At 58.1% G+C, this 25254-nt stretch carries 19 protein-coding genes, 1 tRNA gene and 3 pseudogenes; 19 read left to right on the forward strand and 4 right to left on the reverse strand.

The window, feature by feature from the left end; all coding sequences use genetic code 11:
* Positions 1-36: 36 nt before the first annotated feature.
* Positions 37-762, forward strand: coding sequence for a nuclear transport factor 2 family protein (locus tag ACMX25_RS03930; RefSeq protein ID WP_414948222.1), 726 nt, complete (start codon positions 37-39; stop codon positions 760-762).
* A 57-nt stretch (positions 763-819) separates the two neighbouring features.
* Here the strand turns inward: ACMX25_RS03930 and ACMX25_RS03935 are convergent, their stop codons facing one another.
* On the reverse strand, positions 820-1200 hold the full coding sequence (locus ACMX25_RS03935; protein ID WP_414948223.1) for a single-stranded DNA-binding protein: 381 nt from the start codon (positions 1198-1200) through the stop codon (positions 820-822).
* Between the two features lie 180 nt (positions 1201-1380).
* Here ACMX25_RS03935 and ACMX25_RS03940 point away from each other — a divergent pair, with 180 nt between their 5' ends.
* Positions 1381-1704 carry a hypothetical protein gene (locus tag ACMX25_RS03940; protein WP_414948224.1) on the forward strand — a complete coding sequence of 108 codons (324 nt, stop codon included), beginning with the start codon at positions 1381-1383 and terminating at the stop codon, positions 1702-1704.
* Positions 1705-1936: 232 nt separating this feature from the next.
* Complete coding sequence (locus ACMX25_RS03945; RefSeq protein WP_414948225.1) at positions 1937-2332, forward strand: hypothetical protein; 396 nt, start codon at positions 1937-1939, stop codon at positions 2330-2332.
* A 106-nt stretch (positions 2333-2438) separates the two neighbouring features.
* On the opposite strand, the gene fabI is transcribed toward ACMX25_RS03945, so the two are convergent.
* The gene (gene fabI, locus ACMX25_RS03950; RefSeq protein WP_414948226.1) at positions 2439-3236 is read right to left on the reverse strand and encodes an enoyl-ACP reductase FabI; all 798 of its coding nucleotides are present in this window, start codon (positions 3234-3236) and stop codon (positions 2439-2441) included.
* Positions 3237-3432: 196 nt separating this feature from the next.
* On the opposite strand from fabI, the gene ACMX25_RS03955 reads away from it, so the two are divergent.
* The 8 genes and pseudogenes from ACMX25_RS03955 (at position 3433) to ACMX25_RS03990 (ending at position 15183) form a co-directional block, all read left to right on the forward strand.
* Complete coding sequence (locus ACMX25_RS03955) at positions 3433-5304, forward strand: extracellular solute-binding protein (RefSeq protein ID WP_414948227.1); 1872 nt, start codon at positions 3433-3435, stop codon at positions 5302-5304.
* Positions 5305-5338: 34 nt separating this feature from the next.
* Positions 5339-6373 carry a microcin C ABC transporter permease YejB gene (locus tag ACMX25_RS03960; protein WP_414948228.1) on the forward strand — a complete coding sequence of 345 codons (1035 nt, stop codon included), beginning with the start codon at positions 5339-5341 and terminating at the stop codon, positions 6371-6373.
* Positions 6327-7481: an ABC transporter permease gene (locus ACMX25_RS03965; protein WP_414948230.1), complete on the forward strand. Its 1155-nt coding sequence runs from the start codon at positions 6327-6329 to the stop codon at positions 7479-7481. Before ACMX25_RS03960 ends, ACMX25_RS03965 begins: the two co-directional genes overlap by 47 nt.
* Positions 7478-9076, forward strand: a complete 1599-nt coding sequence (locus tag ACMX25_RS03970) for an ABC transporter ATP-binding protein (protein WP_414948231.1) — start codon at positions 7478-7480, stop codon at positions 9074-9076. Before ACMX25_RS03965 ends, ACMX25_RS03970 begins: the two co-directional genes overlap by 4 nt.
* A gap of 136 nt (positions 9077-9212) precedes the next feature.
* Positions 9213-9896: a C40 family peptidase gene (locus ACMX25_RS03975; RefSeq protein WP_414948233.1), complete on the forward strand. Its 684-nt coding sequence runs from the start codon at positions 9213-9215 to the stop codon at positions 9894-9896.
* Positions 9897-10526: 630 nt separating this feature from the next.
* Positions 10527-13357: pseudogene (locus tag ACMX25_RS03980) on the forward strand (xanthine dehydrogenase family protein molybdopterin-binding subunit).
* Complete coding sequence (locus ACMX25_RS03985; RefSeq protein ID WP_414948234.1) at positions 13354-13947, forward strand: (2Fe-2S)-binding protein; 594 nt, start codon at positions 13354-13356, stop codon at positions 13945-13947. The pseudogene ACMX25_RS03980 and the gene ACMX25_RS03985 overlap by 4 nt, the downstream one beginning before the upstream one ends.
* A pseudogene (locus ACMX25_RS03990) lies at positions 13944-15183 on the forward strand (c-type cytochrome). Before ACMX25_RS03985 ends, ACMX25_RS03990 begins: the two are co-directional and overlap by 4 nt.
* A gap of 40 nt (positions 15184-15223) precedes the next feature.
* Here the strand turns inward: ACMX25_RS03990 and ACMX25_RS03995 are convergent.
* Positions 15224-16351: a patatin-like phospholipase family protein gene (locus ACMX25_RS03995; protein WP_414948311.1), complete on the reverse strand. Its 1128-nt coding sequence runs from the start codon at positions 16349-16351 to the stop codon at positions 15224-15226.
* Positions 16352-16525: 174 nt separating this feature from the next.
* Here ACMX25_RS03995 and gltX point away from each other — a divergent pair, with 174 nt between their 5' ends.
* From gltX to ACMX25_RS04025, 6 genes are all read left to right on the forward strand, one after another.
* Positions 16526-17932 carry a glutamate--tRNA ligase gene (gene gltX / locus ACMX25_RS04000; RefSeq protein ID WP_414948235.1) on the forward strand — a complete coding sequence of 469 codons (1407 nt, stop codon included), beginning with the start codon at positions 16526-16528 and terminating at the stop codon, positions 17930-17932.
* 181 nt (positions 17933-18113) lie between these two features.
* A tRNA-Ala gene (locus ACMX25_RS04005) sits at positions 18114-18189 on the forward strand.
* Positions 18190-18375: 186 nt separating this feature from the next.
* Positions 18376-18882, forward strand: a complete 507-nt coding sequence (locus tag ACMX25_RS04010; protein ID WP_414948236.1) for an Arm DNA-binding domain-containing protein — start codon at positions 18376-18378, stop codon at positions 18880-18882.
* A complete protein-coding gene (locus ACMX25_RS04015; protein WP_414948237.1) occupies positions 18798-19670 on the forward strand; it encodes a tyrosine-type recombinase/integrase in 873 nt (290 codons plus the stop codon). The genes ACMX25_RS04010 and ACMX25_RS04015 overlap by 85 nt, the downstream gene beginning before the upstream one ends.
* 270 nt (positions 19671-19940) lie before the next feature.
* Positions 19941-20846 (forward strand): AbiTii domain-containing protein, encoded by a 906-nt coding sequence (locus tag ACMX25_RS04020; protein ID WP_414948238.1) that lies wholly within the window; start codon positions 19941-19943, stop codon positions 20844-20846.
* Between the two features lie 159 nt (positions 20847-21005).
* On the forward strand, positions 21006-21509 hold the full coding sequence (locus ACMX25_RS04025) for a hypothetical protein (RefSeq protein WP_414948239.1): 504 nt from the start codon (positions 21006-21008) through the stop codon (positions 21507-21509).
* Between the two features lie 10 nt (positions 21510-21519).
* On the opposite strand, the pseudogene ACMX25_RS04030 reads toward ACMX25_RS04025, so the two are convergent.
* Positions 21520-21909, reverse strand: a pseudogene (locus tag ACMX25_RS04030) (ATP-binding protein); the annotation flags it as partial.
* Positions 21910-22475: 566 nt separating this feature from the next.
* Here ACMX25_RS04030 and ACMX25_RS04035 point away from each other — a divergent pair.
* Both ACMX25_RS04035 and ACMX25_RS04040 read left to right on the forward strand, forming a co-directional pair.
* Complete coding sequence (locus ACMX25_RS04035) at positions 22476-23843, forward strand: MFS transporter (protein ID WP_414948240.1); 1368 nt, start codon at positions 22476-22478, stop codon at positions 23841-23843.
* Positions 23844-24019: 176 nt separating this feature from the next.
* A complete protein-coding gene (locus ACMX25_RS04040; RefSeq protein ID WP_414948241.1) occupies positions 24020-25174 on the forward strand; it encodes a porin in 1155 nt (384 codons plus the stop codon).
* Positions 25175-25254 lie beyond the last annotated feature (80 nt).

Genomic DNA, 25254 nt, shown 5'->3' on the forward strand with positions numbered 1-25254 from the left:
CCGCCATAGCCTCATAGATTATCGAAGGAGAGAATCATGACTGAGCATGACGTTCTGGTGGGCCGCTATATCGATACATGGAACGAGACGGACTCGTCGCGCCGCAGCGCGTTGGCCGAGCGGGTTTTGCTCGACGGCGCTCGCTACACCGACCCGATGATGAGCAGCGCCGGCCCGAAAGAATTCGCCGATATGATCGGCGCGTTTCAGGCACAGATGCCTGGGTTGACATTCGAGCGTGTCGGCGGAATCGATGCAACGGGCGCAATCATCCGCTTCAGTTGGCGTCTGATCGATGCCACCGGCCGGCAAATGGCGAGCGGGACGGACGTAGGCGAATTTTCCATCGATGGACGGTTTGCCGGTATCACCGGTTTCCTCGACAGCACCCTGATGGGCCCGGCATGGTGCGTGGAGAAGTACGCCGCTTTCTGGGCCGCGCCCGACTTCAACCGGCCGAGCGATGAGCTGGCGACGGATATCGAAGGATATTGGCCGGGATTGCATGCGCCGTTAGAGGGCGTGGAAGCCTATGTTCGGCCACTGCATGAACTGCTGCGCCGCGTTCCGGATTTCAGGCTGGAAGTTGCCGACCACGCGAGTCGCGGCGATACGGTCTTCATCCGATGGATTGCGACGGGAACGCATGGCGATGTGCCGCTGCGCTTCGAAGGCGTGGACTGCGTGCGTCACAGCAACGGCCAGGTCTACGAAAACCGGATCTACTGCGATCATCCGTTGATTCAGGCGTTGAACCGCTAGCGGTCGGGCAGGGCGCTTCGCGTAGCCGAAATGCCGGCGCGAGCGCCCGAACGCACTTCAGACTTGGTCGTCGTCCAGGTCGTCGGGACTTTGCGGCTCTGTTTGTCCCGTTTCACCCCGTATCGCCCGGCGTTTGCGCTGTACGTGATAGGCAGTCAGCACCGCATGCACGACCATGTCCAGCGCCGGTTTCGCGTTACCTTGCTTGTCGATCCAGGTTTTCGGCGTGAGCGCGCCGGCGAGCGACACGCTGTCGCCGTCATCGAGCGCCTGGAGCGCGTCCTTGACGGTGTCGTCGAAGGCGATCACGTTCACAAACAGACTCTCGCCATCGCCGGCCGAAGCGCGAACCCGGCATGTCACGAAATGCGTGCCGTGCTGACCCGTACGCACTTGCGCCGTGCCGTAGAGACGTCCGGAAACCAGCCCGTCGATCATGATGTGTCTCTCCAAAATTCACCGATTGTCTCACTCGCGAGAGAATGGATGTTTGGCTGAAGAAATGTTGTGTCACACCCTGTTGGCAGTCGTAATTCGGAGTTACCAACTTGAAACATTTAGACCCGGGCGTTCCGCTAAGATTTACTCAACGAACCTACTCCGTTGAGGTGCACTCAAATGAACAACAAACTCAAGACTTCAATTTTCGCCGGCGCGATTGCAATCGGGGCGCTCGGAATGGCCGGTACGGCAATGGCCCAAGTGCGGGTTGGTATCAACGTCGGCGTGCCCGCGCCGGTGTACGTCGCGCCGCAGCCGGTCTACGCTCCGCCGCCACCGCCTGTCGTGTATGCGCCGCCCCCGCCGGTGTATGCTGCCGCTCCGGTCGTCGTAATCGGCTGGCATGGTGATCGTTACTGGGATGGCCGCCGTTATTGGAACCGCGACGACTGGTACCGCTATCACGGTCACGGCGGTCATTACGATCATCGCGGCTACTAAACCGGCTGCAACAGCGCCCGTCAGGAAGCTGGCCTTTGTTTTTCCAGCGCCGCCCGCTTTTCATCCAATGGCGTCCCTGATTCACGGTTTTTCATGATGTAACAAAGAGTAAGCTTTCAGCAGACGATACCCCTTCGCTGAAGAACAACTTACAAAGTTGAAGTACCGGATTGAAGGCGATCGGCTATATTCGCTTCCACCTGAACAATGACGGCTAGAGGCGCGCCTTTACATGAATAAGTTAAAAAGCATCCGGATCCTGACTGGCGTTGCTGGTCTTTGCCTCGCTACCCTATCCGGCATCGCGCACGCTCAAGTGCGGCTGGGGATCAACATCGGGGTTCCTGCGCCCGTCTACGTGGCGCCGCAGCCTTATTACGCGCCACCGCCTCCGCCGGTCGTCTATCAACCGGCTCCTGTCTATGTGCAGCCGGGCATCGTGGTCGGCTGGTATGGAAATCGATACTACGATGGCCGCCGCTATTGGGGCCGTGACGAGTGGTATCGGCACAATGGCGGCCGTGGGAACTACGGTCATGGCGGCCCGGGATACGGCGGCCACGGTGGTGGCAACTATAACCACGGCGGCAATTACAACCACGGCGGGAACGGCGGCCATCGCAACTAAGCACTCTCGTTAGACGCATTAAAAAAGCCGTCCCGCGCAAGCGGGACGGCTTTTGACTTTATATCGGCGGCTAAAAAAGCAGGTGCCTTTATCGAGGCATTACAAATTATTCAGACGCCGCTTGCGCAGCCATCCCGCCGACGACCGCGTTAAAGCCGCTATCGACGTGAATGATCTCGGCGCTCACGCCGCCCGCCAGATCCGACAACAGAAAGGCGGCCACATTGCCCACTTGGCCGATGGTCACATTGCGGCGCATCGGCGCGTTGTTTTCGACGAACTCGAGAATCTTGCCAAATCCCTTGATACCGCTTGCTGCCAGCGTCTTGATCGGACCCGCCGAAATGCCGTTCACGCGCACGCCCTTGTCGCCAAGCGACACCGCCAGATACCGCACGCTCGCCTCAAGCGAAGCCTTCGCCAAACCCATCGTGTTGTAGTTCGGGATTGCGCGCTCGGCGCCCAGATAGCTCAGCGTGAGTAACGAGGCATCGGGGGAGAGCATGGATTGCGCGGCTTTGGCGAGTGCCGGGAAGCTGTACGCGGAAATATCGTGGGCGATGCGGAAATTCTCGCGCGTCATGCCATCGAGGAAATTTCCAGAAATTGCTTCGCGCGGCGCAAAGCCGATGGAATGCACGAGACCGTCGAGCGTGTCCCAGCGTTCTTTCAGCGAGACGAAGAGGGCATCGATTTCCTCGTCGCTACCCACGTCGCACGGAAAGATGAGATCGCTGCCAAATTCGGTCGCAAACTCGGTAATACGGTCCTTGAAGCGGTCCCCGACATAGGTGAAGGCGAGTTCGGCGCCTTCGCGCTTGCAAGCCGCCGCAATGCCATAGGCGATCGAGCGGTTCGACAACAAGCCCGTCAGCAGAATCCGTTTTCCAGCGAGAAATCCCATGAATGCTCCTTAAGAAGTCGATATCGCACATGCGCCGGACTGCGCGCGCCACGCGTTGCGCACGTCGTTACAATGCCCGGAACAGTGGTTTTAGTAGAATTCTCTCACATCGCCTCATGTCGCTTAATGCTCATAGCGCTTGGGGCCGCGAGCTGTTTTTCCGATTATCGTTTCACTGGTACTTATAAAGGCACTCATGGCGACTGGCTCCCGACGGGTCCTCGGTCTTCTCGTTCTTCTGTCTGGCAGCTTGCTGTTCGGTTTCGGCGGGCTCGCGGTTCCGAAAGCGGCGTTCGCCGCGTACGCCATCGCGCAGTACGGCGAGCCGAAATATCCTGCCGGTTTCAAGCATTTCGACTATGTCAATCCGGATGCGCCACGCGGCGGCACGCTTGTTTTGGCGAATCCGAACCGGCTCACGAGCTTCGATAAATTCAACCCGTTCACCCAGCGCGGCAATCCCGCGCCCGGGCTCGGTTATATGTTCGAGAGCTTGGCAACGGGCAGTCTGGACGAGGTATCGACGGCTTATGGTCTTCTCGCCGACGACATCAGCATTGCGCCCGACGGTCTCTCCGTCACGTTCCATATCAACCCCAAGGCGCATTTTTCGAATGGCGATCAAGTCACCGCCGATGACGTCAAATATTCGTTCGATACGTTGAGAAGCCCGCAAGCCGCGCCGCAATATGCGGTGTATTTCGGCCAGATTTCACGCGCGGTCGTTCTCGATCCGCTCACCATCCGCTTTGACTTCAAGGTGCGCACGCGGGAGATGCCGTTTATCGCCGGCGCGATTCCGGTGTTCTCGCACAAGTGGGGCATGAAGCCCGACGGCAGCCACATTCCCTTCGATCAACTCGCGTTTCAGAAGCCGATAGCTAGCGGTCCGTATCTCATCGAACAATACGACAATGGCCGGACGCTCACGCTAAAGCGCGACCCGGCGTATTGGGGCAATACGCTGCCGGTGCGGGTGGGAACGTTCAACTTCGAGCGCATTACCTACAAGCTCTATTCGGATGGCGTCGCGCGGCTCGAGGCTTTCAAGGCCGGCGAGTATGACGCGCTGGTCGAATATATTGCACGCAACTGGGTGCGTCGCGACATCGGCAAACGCTTCGACAACGGCGAATTGATCAAGCGTGAATTCCGCAATCACAACGGCACGGGCATGCAGGGTTTTTTCGTCAACCTGCGCCGGCCGATCTTCCAGGATGTGCGCGTGCGTCAAGCGCTCGATCTCGCGTTCGATTTCCAGTGGCTGAACCGGCAACTGTTTTTCAGCCAGTACACGCGCACGGACAGCTTTTTCGCGAATACCGATCTGCAAGCGACGGGCAAGCCGAGTGCGGGCGAACTCGCGATCCTCTCACCGTTACGCGCACAACTCGACCCCGCTGTTTTCGGCGACATGGTGAAGCAGCCGGACACCGATCCGCCCGGTTCGCTGCGCACGAACCTGATCAAGGCGCGCAAGCTGCTCGCCGATGCGGGCTGGACATATAGCAACGGCGCGTTGCGCAACGCGAAGGGTCAGCCGTTCGTATTCGAGATTCTCGACGACACGGGCGGCGGGGGATCGATGGAACCCGTGGTCGCCACGTACCAGCGCAATTTGCAGAAACTCGGGATTGTCGCGAATTTCCGCACGGTGGACTTTGCGCTGATTCAGAAGCGGCTCGACGCGTTCGACTTCGACGTCACCACCTTGCGCATGCCCGACGTGCAGATTCCCGGCACGGAACAAGAGACGCGTTTTGGCAGCAAGTCGGCGGACCAGCAGGGCTCGGATAACATCAGCGGGCTGAAGTCGCCGGCCGTGGACTCGATCGTGCATACCTTGCTCGGCGCGCAAACACGCGAACAACTGCTCGATGCCACCCACGCGCTCGACCGGGTCCTGATGCATGGCTACTATGTGATCCCGCAATGGTATTCGGCGACGCACAGGGTGGCGTATCGAAACACGCTCGCGTATCCGTCGACCTTGCCGCTGTATTACACCGCCGAAGACTGGATCACATCGACATGGTGGTTCAAGCCGCCTGCCGCCGCAACAAAGTAACCCACGCACTCAATCACTCAAGCGGACCGCGCCCATGTGGAGCTACATCCTGAAACGCATCTTGCTGATGATCCCGACCTTGCTCGGGGTCCTCACGCTCACGTTCTGCGTGATCCAGTTCGTGCCGGGCGGCCCGGTCGAGCAAGCCGTGCACGAATTGCGGCGCGGCGAGCAAGGTGCGAGCTTCGGCATGCGCCAGCATACGGGCGTGGATGCGCAGCAGGTCGCACAGCTTCGCGCGCTTTATGGCTTCGATAAACCGCCGCTCCAGCGCTACGGTCTGATGCTCGGACGCTTCGCCCGTTTCGATCTCGGCGACAGCTATTTTCGTCATCAAAGCGTGTGGTCGCTGATTGTGTCGAAGCTGCCGGTGTCGATCAGCATCGGCGTATGGACGTTCTTTCTGACTTATCTGATATCGGTGCCGCTCGGGATCGCGAAGGCGGTGCGCAACGGTTCCACCTTCGATTTCACCACCAGTTTGCTGGTGCTTATCGGCTTCGCCATTCCGGGTTTCGTGCTCGGCGTGCTTCTCCTCGTGCTGTTCGGCGGCGGATCGTTCTGGCAGCTATTTCCGTTGCGCAACCTCACATCGGATAACTGGGCTACGTTGAGCCTCGGCGGCAAGATAGCCGACTATTTGTGGCACATCACGTTGCCCATCATTGCTTCGGTGGTCGGCAGTTTCGCGGTCGTCACCATGCTGACCAAGAACGCGTTTCTCGATGAAATCCGCAAACAGTACGTTCTGACCGCGCGGGCAAAGGGGTTATCGGAGAGACGGGTGCTGTGGAAGCACGTGTTCCGCAACGCGTTGTTGCCGCTGATCGTGGGTTTTCCGGGCGCGTTCATCGGGGCGTTCTTCACGGGCAGCTTGCTGATCGAAACGCTGTTTTCACTCGATGGCCTCGGCCTGCTTTCCTACGAGTCCGTCGTGCGGCGCGATTACCCGGTCGTGCTCGGCACGCTGTATCTGTTCACGCTGATCGGACTTGCCGCCAAGCTGATCTCCGACCTCTGTTATGTCTGGGTCGATCCGCGCATTCAATTCGAACAACTGGAGCGCTGAGTTGAACCGTTCCCTGCTCCGTACGCCTCGCGACAGCGACGCCCAGCCGCTCAGCGTGCCGGTTTCGATCACGCCGGGACAACGCGTCTGGCAACGTTTCAAAAGCAACCGGCTCGGCTATTGGAGCCTGGTGATTTTCGTGATCGCGTTCGCGATCAGTCTCGCGGGACCGCTGTGGTCGAATGACAAACCGCTGGTCGTCCGTTATCAGGGACATCTTTATTTCCCGCTGGTTAAAACGTACGCCGAGACCACGTTCGGCGGCGATTTTCCGACGCCCGCCGATTACCTCGACCCGTACATTCGCGACCGTTTCAGCGAGGGCAACAACTTCGCCGTTTATCCGCCGAACCACTATTACTACGACACGCTCAACTACTTTTCGAAGGCATCGAATCCGGCGCCGCCATCACGTGAAAACTGGCTCGGCACCGACGATCGCGGCCGCGATGTGTTCGCCCGGTTGCTCTACGGCTTCCGCGTTTCGGTCATCTTCGCGCTGGTCCTGACGGCGATAGGCACCGTGCTCGGTCTGCTCGCCGGCGCGGTGCAAGGTTACTTTGGCGGCCGCACCGACCTGACCGGTCAGCGCCTGATCGAAATCTGGAGTGCGTTGCCCGAGTTGTATCTGCTGATTATTTTCGCGTCCATCTTTGAGCCGAGTCTGATTTTGCTGGTCGTGCTGCTGTCGTTGTTCGGATGGATCGGGTTATCGGACTATGTGCGCGCCGAGTTCCTGCGCAATCGCACGCAGGATTACGTGCGGGCGGCGCGGGCGATGGGCTTGTCCAATGCTCAGATCATCTGGCGTCACATCCTGCCGAACAGCCTCACGCCCGTTATCACCTTCCTGCCCTTTCGCATGAGCGGAGCGATCCTTGCGTTGACCAGCCTCGATTTTCTGGGCCTTGGCGTGCCGCCGCCGACGCCATCGCTGGGTGAATTGCTTGCACAAGGAAAGGCGAATCTCGACGCGTGGTGGATCTCGCTGTCGACTTTCGGCGTGCTGGTCGCCACGTTGTTGCTGCTCACGTTCATGGGCGACGCGCTGCGTAACGCGCTGGACACGCGCATCTCCGACGCCGTCAAAGCCGGAGGCGGTCAATGAGCGCGCCATTGCTGGAAATCACGGATTTGCGAGTGCGCTTTGGCGACACCATGGCTGTCGATGGCGTGAGCCTCAAGATTGAAGCCGGCGAACGCGTGGCGCTGGTCGGCGAATCGGGATCGGGCAAGAGCGTGACGGCGTTGTCCATCCTGCGGCTGTTACGCGATGCCGAGCTGAGCGGCTCGATCCGCCTGGATGGCGAGGAATTGCTCACCAAAAGCGAACCGGCGATGCGCAAGCTGCGCGGTTCGGATATCGCGATGATCTTCCAGGAGCCGATGACCGCGCTCAACCCGCTGTACACCATCGGCGACCAGATCATGGAGACCATTCAACTCCACGATGGTGTGTCCGCTCGCGATGCGCGTCGGCGAGCGATCGATCTGCTCGCGCGCACGGGAATCACGGAGCCGGAAAAGCGCATCGACCGGTACGCGCATCAGCTTTCGGGTGGACAACGGCAGCGCGCGATGATCGCGATGGCGCTCGCATGCCGTCCGCGCCTTCTTCTCGCCGATGAACCCACGACCGCGCTCGACGTGACCATCCGCGCGCAGATCGTGGAATTGTTGCTGGAGTTGCAACGCGACGAAGCCGCGTCGCGCGGCATGGCCGTGTTGCTGATCACGCACGATCTCAACCTCGTGCGGAAATTCGCGCTGCGCGTGGCGGTGATGGAGCAAGGCGTGCTGGTGGAAAGCGGCACCGTTCAGGGCATCTTCGCGTCGCCGCAGCATCCTTATACGGTGCGATTGCTTGAGAGCCGACCGGAGCGCACGGTGTTGCCGGTGCTGCCGCTGTCGCCCATATTGCTCGACGCGTACGAGGTATCCGTGGAATTCGCGACGAAGACGGCGGGCGTAGGCGGCTGGTTCCGGCGCGGCGCGTTCAAGGCGGTCGACCGCGTTTCCGTGACGGTGCGCCAGGGTGAAACGTTGGGTATCGTGGGCGAGTCGGGGTCGGGGAAATCCACTTTGGCGATGGCGTTGCTGGGTTTGCAGCGCACGTCGCACGGCAAGGTGGAATTCCAGGGACGCTTGCTCGGCGATTATCGCGGCCGCGAAAAAACCGTTTTGCGATCAAATATGCAGGTGGTGTTTCAGGACCCGTATAGCTCGCTGTCGCCACGTCAGACCATTGAGCGGATCGTGGGCGAGGGGCTGGCGCTGCATCGTCCGGAACTTAGTGCTGCCGCGCGCCACGCCAAGGTGGTGGCGGTTCTGCGCGAAGTCGGAATAGACCGTACGGCGTTGAATCGATACCCGCACGAGTTCTCTGGCGGTCAGCGGCAACGCATTGCGATCGCCCGAGCGCTGGTGCTCGAACCGCGCATCCTGATCCTCGATGAACCGACTAGTGCACTGGATGTGTCAATTCAGTATCAAGTTTTGCGTCTGCTTGCCGATATACAACGGAAGTACAACCTGGGTTACGTATTCATCAGCCATGACCTGGAGGTTATTGGCGCGATGGCGCACCGGGTCGTGGTGATGCAGAACGGAAGTGTCGTGGAAACCGGCGATGTGGAGAATATTTTTGCCACGCCGTCCCACGAATACACAAGAAAGTTACTGAAAGCCGCGATCGCGGCCTAATTTTCACCAATTAGGTGCGTATCTCAATTGTATTTTTCTATGCCTTTTGACATGTAAATAATATCTGGCTAGTATCAAGCCAACTTTTCCGCATGACTCTGATTTTTCAGACTTTTTCACCCAAAACTACCGACCGATGCAGCAATTAACTTTGACTCAAACATGCGCGCGCGCAGCAGCCAGCATGTTGATCGGCCTGATGATGACAGCAACTTCGGGCGCGTTCGCCGACGAAGTCAACAATTCAAGCCAAAATGCCAGCAATGGCGTTTCCGCATCGACCCGGGCAGCTAACGAGATCTACCCCGTTTCTGGCTCCGGTAATGTGACAGCAAACCCTTCCAGCGGCACGCGTTCTTTCCTTTCCGGCATGGCGAGCAAGGCGGGCGATGTAGTCGTCGGCGCGCTCAATATGATCGGCGTGCGCTATCGCTGGGGCGGCAATACGCCGGATTCCGGTCTCGACTGCAGCGGTTTCGTGCGCTACGTGTTTCAGGACACGCTGGGTATGACGTTGCCGCGGCGTGCGGAAGAGATGAGCCGCGTTGGCGAGAAAGTTCGCGTGAGCGAGCTCAAACCGGGTGACCTCGTGTTTTTCAACACCATGCGCCGCTCGTTCTCGCACGTCGGGATTTATATCGGCGACAACAAGTTTGTTCATTCGCCGTCCACGGGCAGCACGATCCGTGTGGACGACATGGACAACAGCTATTGGGAAAAGCGGTATACGGGCGCTCGGCGTGTTGAAGCGACTTTCCCAATTGACGGCGTCGATCTACGTCAGCGCGTCAGCGCCACGATTGGTAACAACGACAACTAAGTCGTTGCGGCGCATCTAACCCGTCTGACCGGCTGTTAATGACCGGTGCGGTGTACAAAAGCCTGCCTTGAAATAGGCGGGCTTTTGTCGTTTCCGCAGGGAATATGTGTATGACGGGGACCAGCGTTCGCCGCGTCGTTGCTTTTATTCAGGCAATCGACTGCGTATTGCACTGAAAGACCCGATCAAACGCTGCGCATATTCGGACGTTTCCGAGTGACATTGCCGGCGTCACATGCCGTGCACCACAACGTGTTTTCACTCTCCACGCCAACGGCCGCCAAGCACAAAACTTGACATGCCGATCGCTGCTTGCGGGCAAGCTTCGCACGTACAATCGGCCCCGTTTCCCGGGTAGCGCTTAGCGCTCCGCAGCGACAGGAACCCGGCACCAGATAAAGCTTGAAATAGCCAGCCAAACGTTGAAACAGGCTGGTGCAAATCCTTGCACCTTGAAGAACCTGAAGTGCAATTACGATCCGAGATACTCCGATATCTCATCGCTACCGCACACCGGATCAAGTCGTTACATGAACAGAGTAATAATTTCGGAATGCAAAATAAAAACCGAAACCGAAACCCGAAGCAGCTTGGCTTGAGGCTCTCAGCCGATCATTCAAGGAGAGGACCATGAGAGAACTCGACCGATCGCGTCGTGGTTTTTTGAAGGTGAGTGCAATCGCGGAGCTGACCGTCATTATTGCGCCGCTCGGTAGTCGCGCGTTCGCTGCGTTATTTGAAGAAAAAGTCCTGACGCCGATTCAGTGGGATACAGCAACCGGCAGCGCGAAGTTTCGTATTGACGGCATCGCGAAGGTTACCGGTTCGAAGGTATTCGCGAGAGACGTTCGCGCAGCCGACATGCCGCACTGGCCGAACCAGCAATCGCACGCGTTCATTTTGCGTACGACGCAAGCCGACAGGTTGTACGAGGGTTTCGACCTCGGCTTGCTTGGCGACGAACTTCAACCCGACCGGATCGTCACGGCAGCGGAGCTTGCCCGCGACGGTCTCGCTTTTCCCGCCTTTTACGGCGACGACATGCTGCTGCCGCCGGGAAAGACGCCGGCGTATCTCGGCCAGGCTGTTGCCATGCTGATCTATCACGATTTCGCACGCTTCCGGTTCGCCAAGGACAGGCTCCAGTTCCGCGATGAAATCATCCGCTATGGCGAGAAGACCGGCCCGCTCGAACGCGATCCGTGGGGCACGTTCCGCTTCGTGCGCGTGGGGGGAACGACAGCCTATGACGAGGATACGTTCTCAAGCCTGAAGGACTCCATGCTGCTCCCGAGCGCGATGCGCAAGCACGAGCCCGTGTGGGCGGCGGGGCGCCTGGACGGCAAGCTGGACGAGCAGGGCATGTTCCATGCGCAAAGCATGCAGGGCGAACTCGATCATCCGCCGGCGGACTGGCTTGTGCTGGAGCGCAACTACAGTACGCAATCCATCGATACCGCCGCGCTCGAACCCGACAACACGAACTGCTGGTACGACGCGGCGACGCAATCGCTGCATATGGTCGTGCCGACGCAAGGCCCGCATGAAGTCGCCGAAAGCGCGGCGGGCATGGCGGCGAAGAGTCGCTTTCCGGTGAAGAACCTGTTCCTGCATCCGGTCTCGACCGTCGGCTACGGGTCGAAGGATCACTTCACGGTTCCGTTCTACGGATTGATCGCGGCCATGTATGGCGACGGCCGTCCGGTGCGTCTTGCATTTGATCGCTATGAGCAATTCCAGACATCGATAAAACGCCATTCATCGAAGATGCATTATCGGATTGCAATCGACAAGAAAACCAACCTCCTGCAATCGTTCAAGGCGGAGTTCGAAGTCGATGGCGGCGGGCGCTGCAATTTCTCGCCATCGGTGGCCATGGTGGGCGCATCCGCCGCGCAGTCGATCTACTACTTCCCGAAGAGCGACTTGACGGGCGTCGCGATCGCGTCCCGCGCGATCGACGCCGGTTCCGCGCGTGGTTACGGCACGCTTCAGACCATGGCCGCAACCGAGATGCTGATCGATGAAATCGCAACGCAGCTTGGGCTCGATGCTATCGATTTGCGGCTGAAAAACGCGTTGCGCTCGGGCATGAAGAATACCCAGGGCGCGATTCCCGGCGGCGCGATTCGTGTCGATGAAGTCCTGCAGAAAGCCAAGGTTCATCCGCTGTGGACCGGGCGTGCGCAGAAGAAAGCGGAGTTTGAACTCGCGCATCCCGGCAATCGCTACGGCGTGGGTTTCGCCTGCGTGCAGAAAGACTTTGGCACAGGCGCGGAGTCGTCGTTTGCCAGGTTGAGATCGCCGCCGACGGCAAGATCACGATGCATCATTCGGGCGCGGAGATTGGCACTGGCGTGTCGACGTCGCAAGCAATCGCCTGCGCGAAGTGGGTCGGCAAGCCGGCCGCCGAGGTGCGCATGGCGATTATCGACTGGCCCGAGTTGCCGGTCGTGACAAGTGGCGATCCCTACATGATGTCGCAGGGCGAGCAGGACAAGCTGTCGGCAAATCCACGCTGGTCGCTGGGGGTGATATCGCCGTCGAGCGCGACTAATTCAGCTTTCTATTTCACGCATAGCACGCACGAAGCGGCACGCGTGGTTTTCACGCACGGTCTATGGCCGGCGGCGATGGCGAAATGGAGTAGCGGCATAGGCGGCGGTCAGGCTGCGCCGCTCGTCGTGCGTCGTGAAGATGCGCGCTGGGTGGAGGGCAAGCTGACAGCCGCCGGTCTCGAGCCGTTGCCGCTCGAACAACTCGCGCGCAAAGCGCATGACCTCGCGCTCGTCACGGGCGCGGTTGTGCACGTGTTCAATCGATGGCAGTGGAGCGAAGCGGAATTCAGTATCGATGGCGTGACCGAGCGTCTGCCTATCGACGGCTTGTCGCTGCTTCACGGCGCGGGCAAGGCCGATCCGAACAAGGCCAACGCTGCACCGGCCCAGCCTGCTTACCGCGCCCTCGATCGCAAGCGTGTGTTCATTGCGCCAGTTAGCCGCAACAACGCCGCGGTGACCTACTACAGCGCAGTCGGCACGCTCGTCGAACTCGCGGTGAACGAAGCCAGCGGTCAGGTCAGCCTGCTCTCGCATCACTCGATCATGGAGTGCGGCAACATGCTTTCGCCGCAACTGGTCTCAGGCCAGTTGCAAGGCGGCCTCGCAATGGGCATTGGTCATGCGCTGCATGAATATCTGCCGCTCTACGAAGAGGGTCCCGGCAACGGTACCTGGAACTTCAACCGTTATCGCCTGCCGCGTGCAAGCGATGTCGCCGTCTGGGCCCAGACCGGTGAAGTGCTGCCGCCCTTGTCCGAGACCGACCCCCCGAAGGGCATTGCAGAGGTGGTGATGATTCCGGTCGTCGGCGCCATCGTCAACGGGATTGCGCACGCCATTGGGCATCGTTTCAACGACTTGCCGGTGAAACCTCAAAACATTCAGGAGGCGCTTGCATGACTGCTGCCCACCCCACTCCGACACCGATCATGAACCAGCCCCTGATCCAGATGAAGCCCATTTCGCTGACGATCAACGGTGCTGCCATGGGTCCGATCCAGACCCCCGACGGCCTCATGATGATCGATTTCCTGCACGAGTACGTGGGCTTGACCGGCTCGCGGCTTGGCTGCGGGCAGGGCGTCTACCACGCGTGCGTGGTGATTCTCGACAAGGCCGACGGATCGAGCGAGGAGGTGCGCACTTGCATCACGGGCGCCCACTTCTTCGACGGCAAAAAGGTGCGGACCATTGAAGGCCTTGCCAAACGCAACGAGCAAGGCGAGGTAGTCGAACTCTCGCCGGTGCAGCAGAAATTCCTCGAACACTTCAGTTTTCAGTGCGGGTATTGCACGCCGGGGTTCGTCAATGCGGCGACGGTGCTGATCGAGCGACTAAAGCGCGATCCGATTGCCAAGGCGTCAGTGGAACAGGAGATTACGAAAGCACTCGACGACCACATCTGCCGCTGCACCGGCTACGTGCGCTACTACGAGGCGGTCAGGGACGTGATTCTGAATACACCTGGACTTGTTAAGGATTCCGCATGAACCGGGCAATTTCATTTCGCCTCGGCGCACTTGCGCTATGCGTCGGCGCGCTGTCCGCTTGCAACGATCGTGCCGATGTAACTGCCGCAGCCCCCACGCATGAAACGGCCGCCGAGCAGATTGTGCGCGGCGGTTATCTGGCGAAAGCGGCCGACTGCGCGGCCTGTCACACGATGCCCGGCGGCGCGCCGTTTGCCGGTGGCGTGAGGCTCGGGTCGCCGTTCGGCACCTTCTACGGTACGAACATTACGCCGGATTCGGAGCACGGCATCGGCAAGTGGAATGCGGCGCAGTTCTACAAGACCTTGCACGACGGCGTGGCGCCTGACAAGCAGCTTTATCCGGCAATGCCTTACACGTCCTACCGGACAATATCCCGTGCCGACAGCGACGCTATCTATGCGTATCTGATGGCGCAAAAACCGGCCGCCGTACCGAACCGGGAACCCGATCCGAAGTTTCCGTTCAACGTGCGGATTGCCGTGATGTTCTGGAACATGCTGTTCCTCAAGGACACATTGCCGGATGCATCGGCGGGAACTTCGGCTGACTGGAGCCGCGGACGATATCTCGCCAATGCGCTGGGTCACTGTGCCGAATGCCACACGCCGCGTGGTGCGTTCGGGCAGATGAACGGCGCGAAGACGTTGCAAGGGTCAACGCTTGGCCGTGTCCAGCCGCCGGATATCACCCCCGCGGGACTTGCCGCGCGAGGCTGGAACGGCGCTGATTTGCAGACATTCTTCGCCACGGGAATCAGCCGCCAGGGTCCTGCGTTCGGTGAGATGCATCCGGTCGTGATGCTGAGCACTCAGTACCTGAACCAGGGTGACCTGCGCGCGTTGTCGACCTATATGCTCGGCGATGCGCCGCTTCCTCCCGCGCGGGTTCAACCGGGCGCAGCCGATGCCGCGCAAGCGGCAGCCGGCCGGAAGAGCTATGTCGCTGTGTGCGCGGGGTGTCACGGGCTTGGCGGGGAGGGCAAGCCTCACGTGGCGGTATCGATGCAAGGAAGCTCCACGCTGCGTCAGGCCAATCCACACAACCTGCTTGTTGCGATGCTCGATGGCGTGGAAGCCGCCGACTTCGCGGGAACGGAACACATGCAGGCCATGCCGGGATTCGCCACCACGCTCAGCGACGATGAACTCGCGAATCTGGCCAACTACCTGCGCTCGAGTTGGGGTGGGCAGCCGGGGCGACGTAACGGCGGCAAGCGTCAAGGCATTGCGCTAAGCCTCTTGGTTCTACAAGTCGAAAGGCGCTACCGTGTCATTCAAACGGTAGCGCCTTTCGCCGCCATTTGCCGCTGCAATTCCGGCCAGATCTTCGCGACCGCTTCCTCACCGGCAAGGATGGCCGCGTTGCGTTGGCCGAAGTCACTGCCGCTCATGGCGGCCAAGTTCGGGCGGATGACGAAGTCGGCGTATTTATCGAGTTCGTACGCCTTGATGGTCTGACCCATGATCGTGAAAGTCTGCATCAGGACATCGAAGGAACTCTGCGTCAATGCCGTCTCCGGGCGCGCTGAAATATCCACCGCGATGACAAAATCCGCGCCCATCTTGCGCGCGAACGCTGCCGGCACCGGGCTCACCAGGCCGCCATCCACGTACTCATGACCGCCGATCTTCACCGGTTCGAAGATGGACGGCACGCTGCACGACGCGCGCACCGCAATGCCGGTGTTCCCCCGCTGGAACAAGATGGGCTGTCCGGTCTTCAGGTCCGTCGCGACAATGCCGAGCGGCTTCGCCATCTTCTCGATCGGCCGATCGTCGAGGGTCTTGTTCAGGTAATTCTGCAGCGCGACGCCCTGCAGGAAACCGCGTGTGCGAAATGGCATCGCCCAATCGCTGATCGACGCTTCGTCCATGGTCAGCGCGAGCTTGTTAATGGCAATGCCGGTCATTCCCGACGCCGATAACGCCGCGATCACTGAGCCCGCGCTCGTGCCGCTCAGCAGATCCACCTTCAAGTTGCGCGCTTCGAGCGCCTTGATGACACCGATATGCGCAAACCCGCGCGCCGCGCCGCCGCCCAGTGCAAGGCCGATCCGCACGGTCCGCTGGGGCGTGCTGGCGCCCGGTACTGGCGACGTGGGGGGCACGGGAGTCACGGCTGGATTGAGCGCGGTGGTGGAGCTCGTCGTCGTGGTGCAGGCCGTGAGCACGGCCGATGCGCAGCCAAGAGCGAACGCGCGCCGCGACAACTGAGGCAGCGACGAAAGCGAGGGTGGCGAGGGTGGCGATATCTTCAAGGAATTCTCCTGCGATGCAACGGGGGACGAGCTTGGGGCGTGGCGGGTGAAGGTCGCCCAGGCGGTCTGGTTAGCTGGGGATGACCGGGGTAATAGCCGCTTGCTGGCTGAATGGTTAAGCCATTCACTAACGGCGCACATGATAAAACATGATGACCCCCGAAAGCAGGGCAAAAGCGCCCGGCGGGTATAATTCACACTCGTTTTGACCGCTCGCCAAGTTCGTCCATCAGACGCGCTGAAGCCGGTCCCCGATATATCGCTTGCCGGGCTCCTCCCGTGCCGGCAAACGCATTTGAGCTATCGAGCACACCGCACATGACCCAAGTCCGTACCCGTTTCGCTCCCAGCCCCACAGGCTTCATCCACCTCGGCAACATTCGCTCCGCGCTTTATCCGTGGGCGTTCGCGCGCAAGATGAAGGGCGTTTTCGTGTTGCGCATCGAGGACACAGACCTGGAGCGTTCGACCGACGCGTCCGTCGACGCCATCCTTGAAGGCATGGAATGGCTCGGCCTCGACTACGACGAAGGTCCGATCTATCAAATGCAACGCATGGACCGCTATCGCGAAGTGCTTAAGCAGATGCTTGACCAAGGCATGGCCTACCACTGCTATATGTCGACGGAAGAACTCGACGCATTGCGTGAACGCCAGCGCGAGGCCAATGAAAAGCCGCGTTACGACGGCACGTGGCGCCCTGAAGAAGGCAAGGTGCTGCCGCCTGTTCCAGAAGGCGTCTCGCCCGTCATTCGCTTTCGCAATCCGTTGGGTGGTGTTGTGAGTTGGGACGACGCGGTGAAGGGCACGATCGAAATCTCGAACGACGAACTCGACGACCTCGTGATCGCGCGCCCGGACGGCACGCCAACGTATAACTTCTGCGTGGTCGTGGACGATCTCGACATGAAGATCACTCACGTGATCCGCGGCGACGACCACGTGAACAACACGCCGCGCCAGATCAACATCCTGCTCGCGCTGGGCGGCGAAGTGCCGGTGTACGCGCACTTGCCGACCGTGCTCAACGAGCAGGGCGAGAAGATGAGCAAGCGCCACGGCGCAATGAGTGTGATGGGTTATCGTGACAGCGGTTATCTGCCGGAAGCCGTGATGAACTATCTGGCGCGGCTTGGCTGGTCGCATGGCGATGCGGAGATTTTCTCGCGTGAACAGTTTGTCGAATGGTTCGACCTGGACCATCTGGGCAAGTCGCCGGCGCAATACGATCCGGACCGGCTGAACTGGCTGAACGCGCACTACATCAAGGAAGCGGACAACGCGCGGCTGGAAACGCTTGTGAAGCCATTCCTGGCCGAATTGGGTATCGACGCCACCATGATCGAGCAAGGAGCGCCGCTCGAGCTTGTGATCGGTCTGCTGAAGGACCGCGCATCGACGGTCAAGGAAATTGCCGATAACGCCGCCATGTTCTATCGGGAGCCCGTGATCGATCCCGCAGCGCTCGCGCAGCATGTCACCGAAACCGTGCGTCCTGCACTCGCGGATTTGCGTCAGGCACTGAGCGAAGTGGAGTGGAGCAAGGAAGCCATCTCGGTGGCGTTCAAGGCCACGTTGACGACCCACAAGCTCAAGATGCCGCATCTCGCCATGCCGGTGCGCCTCCTGGTCGCGGGCACCACGCACACACCGTCCATTGACGCGGTGCTGATGTTGTTCGGCCGCGAGACGGTGCTAGGCCGACTCGACAAAGGCATTGCTTAAACTGGAACATGAGCACGGGTGTGAGGTGAGGTGAGGCGGCGCGTGCGCGTGGCATTGTCGCGAACGGTGTTCAGTTCGGGCCTCAAGTTTGCACCCTAAGAACGAACTATTTTCAGATGCTGGGCTAAAAGGTATTTACAACTTCAAAAGTGCCCTTTAGAATCTCGTTTCTGTTCTGCAAGGGGGTATAGCTCAGCTGGGAGAGCGCTTGCATGGCATGCAAGAGGTCAGCGGTTCGATCCCGCTTACCTCCACCATCAGAACATTATTGATGTGCCGCAGACAGCCACTGAAGTCCGAAAAGCCCTGAGAAATCAGGGCTTTATCTTTTTCCGCTGTCCTCTTTCTTCCACCTGGTTCCGGCGTGTTCCTGCATTTGCGTGTACCCGTCGGCGTACCCCAAAATGGGTTTGCCGCCATTCTCGATTTCGAGGTACACCGCCATGGGCCTGCTCACTGATCGTCAGATCCAGTCCGCTTCGCATCGTCCCACCGAATATTTCCTTTCTGATGGGGAAGGGCTGTTCCTTAGGGTACGTCCGACTCGTAAGGTATGGATCTACCGCTATAAGCAGGATGGCCGAGAGGTCAAACTCGGTTTGGGGCGGTATCCGGTAGTTACCCTGGCCATGGCCCGCCAGAAGGCGCGCCAACTGGCCGAGAAGAGGGCCAATGGCGTTGACCCCAAGCAGGATCGTCGGGCGGCCCAGGAGCGCGACCGGATTCAGCGGTTGAATACGTTCGAGGCTGTCGCGCGCATCTGGCACGCGCAGGCGAACAAGGACCGGATCTGGTCTAAGCACTATGCGACAAGGTCATGCGAGCGCTGGCGCTACACGTGTTTCCGTGGATCGGGAGACATCCGATGCCATCGATTCTCCAGACCGAGATTGTGCGGTGCCTGCACCGTATCAAGGATCGCGGGAATTTGGAGACCGCACAGCGCGTGAAAGGGTATGTGGTGGACGTGTACCAGTACGCCGCGGATACCGGTGTACTTGAGCGTGGGCAGAATTTCATGACGGGCGCTACAGGTGGATTGCCGGCATCGCGGGCGCGCAGCTATGCCGCTATCACCGACCCCAAGCGCTTGGGCCAACTGGTAAGAGACATCCGGGCATATAAGGGAAACATCATCACGCGCGCAGCACTGCAGCTTGCTCCGATCGTATTTCAGCGGCCCGGCCAGCTCCGTTTTGCCCATTGGGAGGATATGGATCTTGATGCAGCGATCTGGACTTGTCCACCAGAGAAAATGAAGATCCGTGAGTGGAGAAAGCGAGATACCCGGACGCCACCTCATCTAGTCCCCTTGCCGAGTCAGGCGGTGGAGCTTTTGCGAGATATCCATCCTTTGACCGGACCGATTGGACCGATCTTTCGCAATATGGCAAGGCGTTCCGAAGGCTCTCGTTATATGAGCGAGAATACGGTCAACAGCGCACTACGTGCGCTGGGCTATGACACGCAAGAGGACATCACTGGCCATGGGTTTCGGGCGACGGCGCGAACCCTGATTCGCGAGTATCTCGGTTGGGACCCGGACGTAATCGAACGGCACCTTGCGCATGGTTCGGACGAAGAACTGGGAGATAGTTACGACAGGGCGACGCTCTTGGAGCAACGGAAATATATGGTCCAGGCTTGGGCGGACTTGCTAGACGCGTTGGCAGAAGGGAAGGTTCCCGCTCCTGTCAGAAAATTTGGCAAGATGACAGCCGATTTCGTCGAAGTTTGAAGAGGGTTGACTGCGGCATGATCGAATTCACCCAGATTACCGAAAAATATCAGCCACCCTATATCGAGAAGCATTTCAGCTCTCTTGAAGGGCTACACATGTTCTCGGTCCAATTCTTTAAAGACGTCGCAGAGATTTATGATGTGCTCACACGGATGCGCAACGTCGAGCGTAATCCTACCGGATATTCAATCGATGACGCGCATAACTTCACAACCCAATTAGAATTACCGTCGGTAGCATCGACATCAAAGCTCCCGGGCTATAGAAATGAAGCTACTTAACGACATCGTTGACCTACTCAGCGACAAAAGCGGTTCCCTTACCGGCGCGCTGCTAAAAACAAAGGTGCTGCTACATCGTATTGGTCACCGCGAACTCGTTGAGTGGGTCAGTGATGAACTCGACGGCTACAAAGATGACAACCGGGTGCCAAGTTACCGGCTCGTCGTGGCCCGCGTGGTAGGCAACGTCCACGTTCCAGGGGGCCGCTATAAAAATCAAACATTACCGACGGCCCATTTGCCAGAAGAGTTGCGCCTAAGCATGAGTCAGTGGCCGATGCCTCAATCCATCAGCGTGCTGGAAACCTTGGCGCAGCAAACGCAGTCAATGTGCAATTATTTCCCTCCGGAGATCGCCGCTGGATTTAGTCACGGTTATGAGGCCGGACACGTTACCAGCGCGTGGAGACAGATCGAGCCGGGGCAGGTGCAAAATATTGTTATCGCGGTTCGTTCCCGATTGCTGGATTTTGTACTGACACTCCAGGACGAAATAGGCACCGCCTCAGAGGAAAATATGAAAGAAGCGGCAAAAGATGTGGACGCGGTAGCCATGTTCCAGCACACCATTTTCGGTGATAACGCCACTATCGTTTTCGGTACTGGCAACACCGCCAACGTGAACAACACGATTGAAAAAGGTAATTTCAATGCCCTAGCCGAGACCTTGAGAAAGGCCGGTGTAGAGGAAGCTGATGTTAGCGACTTGAAAACGGCTATTGATGATGACGACCCCGCAGTCGTGGTCCGCGAAAAGCAGTTCGGCCCGAAGGTCAAGGCGTGGATGACAAATATGATGGGTAAGGCTATTGGCGGTGGCTGGGCCATTGGTATCGCAGCCGGTGGGAAATTGCTCGCGGATGCGCTGGGCGCTCATTACGGCATTAAATAAGTATGCCTAGCTTTGAAGAAACAAAAGACTTGATTTATTCGGAGATCACCGGTGAGGAGAAAGCTGCTGCGGCCTCTTTCCTCTCACGGTACGGCGAGCAGGCTGCGCGGTTTTCTGATTTGACGGCGCAAGCGATGATGGACTGGGAGGCCATTGATCGTGGAGCGGTCCAATCGAAAACAGGAAGCACAAACGTATTGCCTTCCTGATCTTCTGCGCTATCACTTTAAACGCCCAGTCGATGAAGCTTTTGCTTGCTGGCCACATCGTTGCAGCGGGCAACCTCATGCGGCAACGATCGAGGCGCTTGCATTGCCTCTGCTCGGTTCGGGGAAGTCGCTAACCCTGCTGGACCAATTCGATGCGGGTAAGTACTCGACAAATGTAGCCGTACGCGATGTACTACGAAACCGTAAAGCCCTCGGGCTTGATGAACATGGGGTGAAATTGCTGGAGATAGCGAAGAATTTTTACCACAACCACAGCCATTTTTCCCGGTTGACGGTCGCCACCGTTATAGCTTTTGAGGAGGTCGGGTTATATGTCGGCGCATCTTTCGATGAGGCGAAGTTTGATCAGTACGACAGCGAAGTGGCTAGCTGGACAACGTCAAGCAGCACGGCCGCCCAGCGACAATTATCTTGGGCGGTCAGCGGGGGTTAATTGTCGCTGGCTAACTCATAATTGTCGCGCCTCCTTCCTGATTCTTTTCGGGTAATTGTCGCTGGCGAGCGCTTTGTTTGTCGCTGGCCTTACGACGACGATAACTTTCGACGTTGAGCTCGAAGATCGTCGAATGATGTACAAGCCGGTCAATGGCGGCCACTGTCATGCCCGGGTCAGGGAACACGTCATTCCAGCCAGAGAATGGCTGATTGGCTGTGATCAGAAGGCTTTTGCGCTCGTATCTCTCGGCAATCAGTTCAAATAGCACGCTGGTTTCAGCCTGGTCCTTTCGCGCGTACAACAGGTCGTCCAGAATGATGAGGTCGAAACGATCGAGCTTGGCGAGTGCAGAGGGAAGCTGCAGGCTCTTGCGCGCAGCCTGTAGCTTCTGTACGAGTTCGGACACCAACATGGCATCCAAAATCACAGCAACCAACCAGAAGCGCCTCGTGTACCGCAGGTCGACCCCATCGATCCATTGCATAGATACAAATTAAACGTCGATATCGCGGATGACACGGTGCCCATACGCCACCTGCGGAATTAGCCGCTCCATGGATTTATCGCCTCAATGACGCCTCGAGAAGGCGCGCAACTCATTCGTAGACACCGGCTCGAACTGCACTCGCGCACAAAATCGTAAAGACCGTGGCCCAAACCGCTTGCCGCTCTTGGCCGGCCTGATAGGCGCTACCGCAGTTGCAACCGTTTTTTGGCGGGCGATCGGTATCGATAAATACGAAATTCGACTGAATCTCCGGCTGTCAAATCACGTGATGGGCGTCCAAATGCCCAAAAATCTGGGGGTTTCCTTGATTAAAGGGTTAACCCCTGTATGTATAATTTTATGGCTATATAATAGTCTGTACTGCCAGCACGAACTTGCCTCAACGAACGGTCTGCTAGGGGTTGGTGTTTCCTTCATAGACCTACACGGTCGATACGCCCATTGAATCTGGAGCCATGATGGCAGGAGCTAATATCAACATCCACGATGTAATCGATCGTGAGCCCATCAAGAGAACGCAGGTTGTCGCGCTTGTTCTTTTCGCGCTGCTGTTGCTCTCGGTCGGATACGACATACAAGTCGCTAGCTATTACGTGCCGGTTCTGGCCAAAGAGTGGCATCTGCCGAAATCCATTCTGGGTACCATATTTTCAGCCGCTTTCGTAGGACTGCTGATTGGGAACTTTGGTATTTCACCTCTTGCGAATCGATTTGGTCCGAAAAAAATGGCGGTCATCTCGACAACAGCAATCGGTCTGTTAACCTTGCTGACGTTGCTTGCGACAAATGCCAACGAATTGATTGCCCTAAGACTGCTAACAGGCATTGGCCTTGGAGCAGCGGTCCCCTGTGCCGTCGGACTCACGTCTGAGTTCAGCCCAAAACGGTTCCGTGCAACCTTCGTGATGCTTACGTACGTTGGATATTCGTTTGGTTACACCGTGGCTGGTTTCTGCAGCGGCGCCCTTATTCCGTCCCACGGATGGGCTGGTCCGGTGTGGGTAGGAGGAATTGGCCCGCTCGTACTCACCTTTTTCTTACTACCTTTCATTCCGGAGTCAGCACCCTACATTGCACGCCGGCACGGTAGCGAGACCCTTTTTCTGATGCTCAAGAGGCTTTATCCGCATGTGGATCTGCCGCTTGGGACAAGTGTCACCTCAAACGATTCGAAGACTAACAGCACCGACGTAACGGGTCTTTTTTCGGCAGAGCGGCGCACAGGAACGTTCCTGATTTGGGCGGTGTTTATTCTTAGCACTGGAGAATTTTCCTTCTTGCAAAGCTGGCTGCCGACGGTCCTTACGTCGGTTTCTTATCAGACTCACATTGTCGTATGGGCGACAGCGCTTAGCAGTGTCGGCGGTATGGTCGCCGGCGTGGTCATGGGACCGCTGATCGATCGCGTCGGCCCATACATGGTTCTGTCAGGCCTTTATTTGCTTAGTAGTCTTGCGATGGTGGCGATATCCGCCGTGCTCGGTGGCGAAAGCGGGCTACTCATATTTACCGTGTTCTGCTGCGGATTTGGTGTCGGTGGCGGTCAGAAAGGTGTTGTCGCGCTAGGTTCACTTTTTTATCCCGCGGGACTTCGCGCGACCGGAGTCGCATGGGCATATGGCTTCGGCCGGCTCGGTGGTGCTGGCGGAACATACCTCGCGGGCGTCCTGTATGCCGCAGACTGGTCTCCCGACGCGATTTTTCGTGCGGCCGCCGTTCCGGCATTAGCCGCTTCGATTTGCGTAGCGATCATGGGTTGGCGATATAGCGCAAACCGAGATGGTCTATCTGAGTCGCCCAAAGCGCAAGGCGACGTTCGCTAACACTACTTAGGGAAACAAGGAACGTTGGACAGCTGTAATGTATTCGGGTTTCAAACCTGGATTGAAAACGATTTTGCGAAACAAAAAGTCGATGGTTAGGTTTGCTAAAGATAGCCAAAAAATCAAAAAGTCACCGGACTAAAGGCCGTGACCTCAATAGGTTCTGGAGAATCGCAATGAAAAAATTTGTATCTGCGTTTCAATTTTACTTAGCAGCACCATTCATTTTATTTTCCGGGGCCGCACTCGCGCAGTCGTCAGTTTCTCTATATGGCATTGTTGAGGACGGATTTATTTACACGAATAATCAAAAAGGCGGATCCGTTGTTCAGGCTACGACCGGTCAGACCAACACAAGTCGATGGGGGATGACGGGTGCGGAAGATCTTGGTGGCAGTTACAAAGCCGTTTTTACTCTTGAGAATGGATTTGATACTTCAACTGGGAAATTAGGCCAAAACGGCCGGTTGTTTGGTCGCTCATCTTTTGTGGGTATCGCGGCACCTTTTGGAACTATCACTGCGGGTCGGCAATATGAACCGTTAAGTCAATACGTTGGTGCTCTCAGCAGCGCGATCAGATGGGCGGGTTGGACGGGAGCGCATCCAGGTGACGTTGACAACATGCAGTCGACGATCAGATTCGACAATTCCGTGCAATACGCAAGTCCCAACCTTTCCGGCCTCTCATTCAAGGCGATGTACGCTCCTGGTGGGCAGCCAGGCAGCTTCACGAAGCAGCGAGCAATGTCTTTCGGAGTGGGATACAAGGTCGGAAGTCTTAGTCTTGCTGCCGGATATCTGAATATGAACGATCCCTCGATTTCGGCTTATGGCGGGACTACTTTGCCAGGCCAGACCGGCTACACGTCACCGGTCACGTCTCCTGTGTACAGCGGATATGCCTCGGCTGAGACACTGCAGATTGCAGCGGTCGGCGGGGTCTATCAGATTGGTGCATTCGATATTGGAGTGATCTATTCAAACACCCGGTTTAAGAATGTCGACTTCACGCCGACCACGCCGCATCGCGGCGGTACGCCACAGTTCAACGATCTTGAAGCGAATGTACTTTACCGAATTATTCCGTCATTGCAGGCCGGCGGCGCTTTCATTTATTCAAGAACCGGTACAGCCCAATATCTGCAGTGGAATGCGGGGCTTAACTATGCTCTCTCCAGAATGACTGATATTGGCCTCGTTACCGTTTGGCAGCGGGCAATGGGTACCGATTCAACGGGAGCACCGGCAGTGGCGAACATTCAATCATTGACGGCGTCGAGTACGTCCAGCCAAGTGGCGGTTCGGGTCAATCTTCGACATAGATTCTGACGGCGGTCAAGAGCTCAGAATTTCCAGGTTCGCATTCCATCCTGTACGGAATTAGCGACTCGAAAAAGATCCCGCCGGGC

Source organism: Caballeronia eucalypticola, from assembly GCF_047608185.1.
Lineage (GTDB): Bacteria > Pseudomonadota > Gammaproteobacteria > Burkholderiales > Burkholderiaceae > Caballeronia.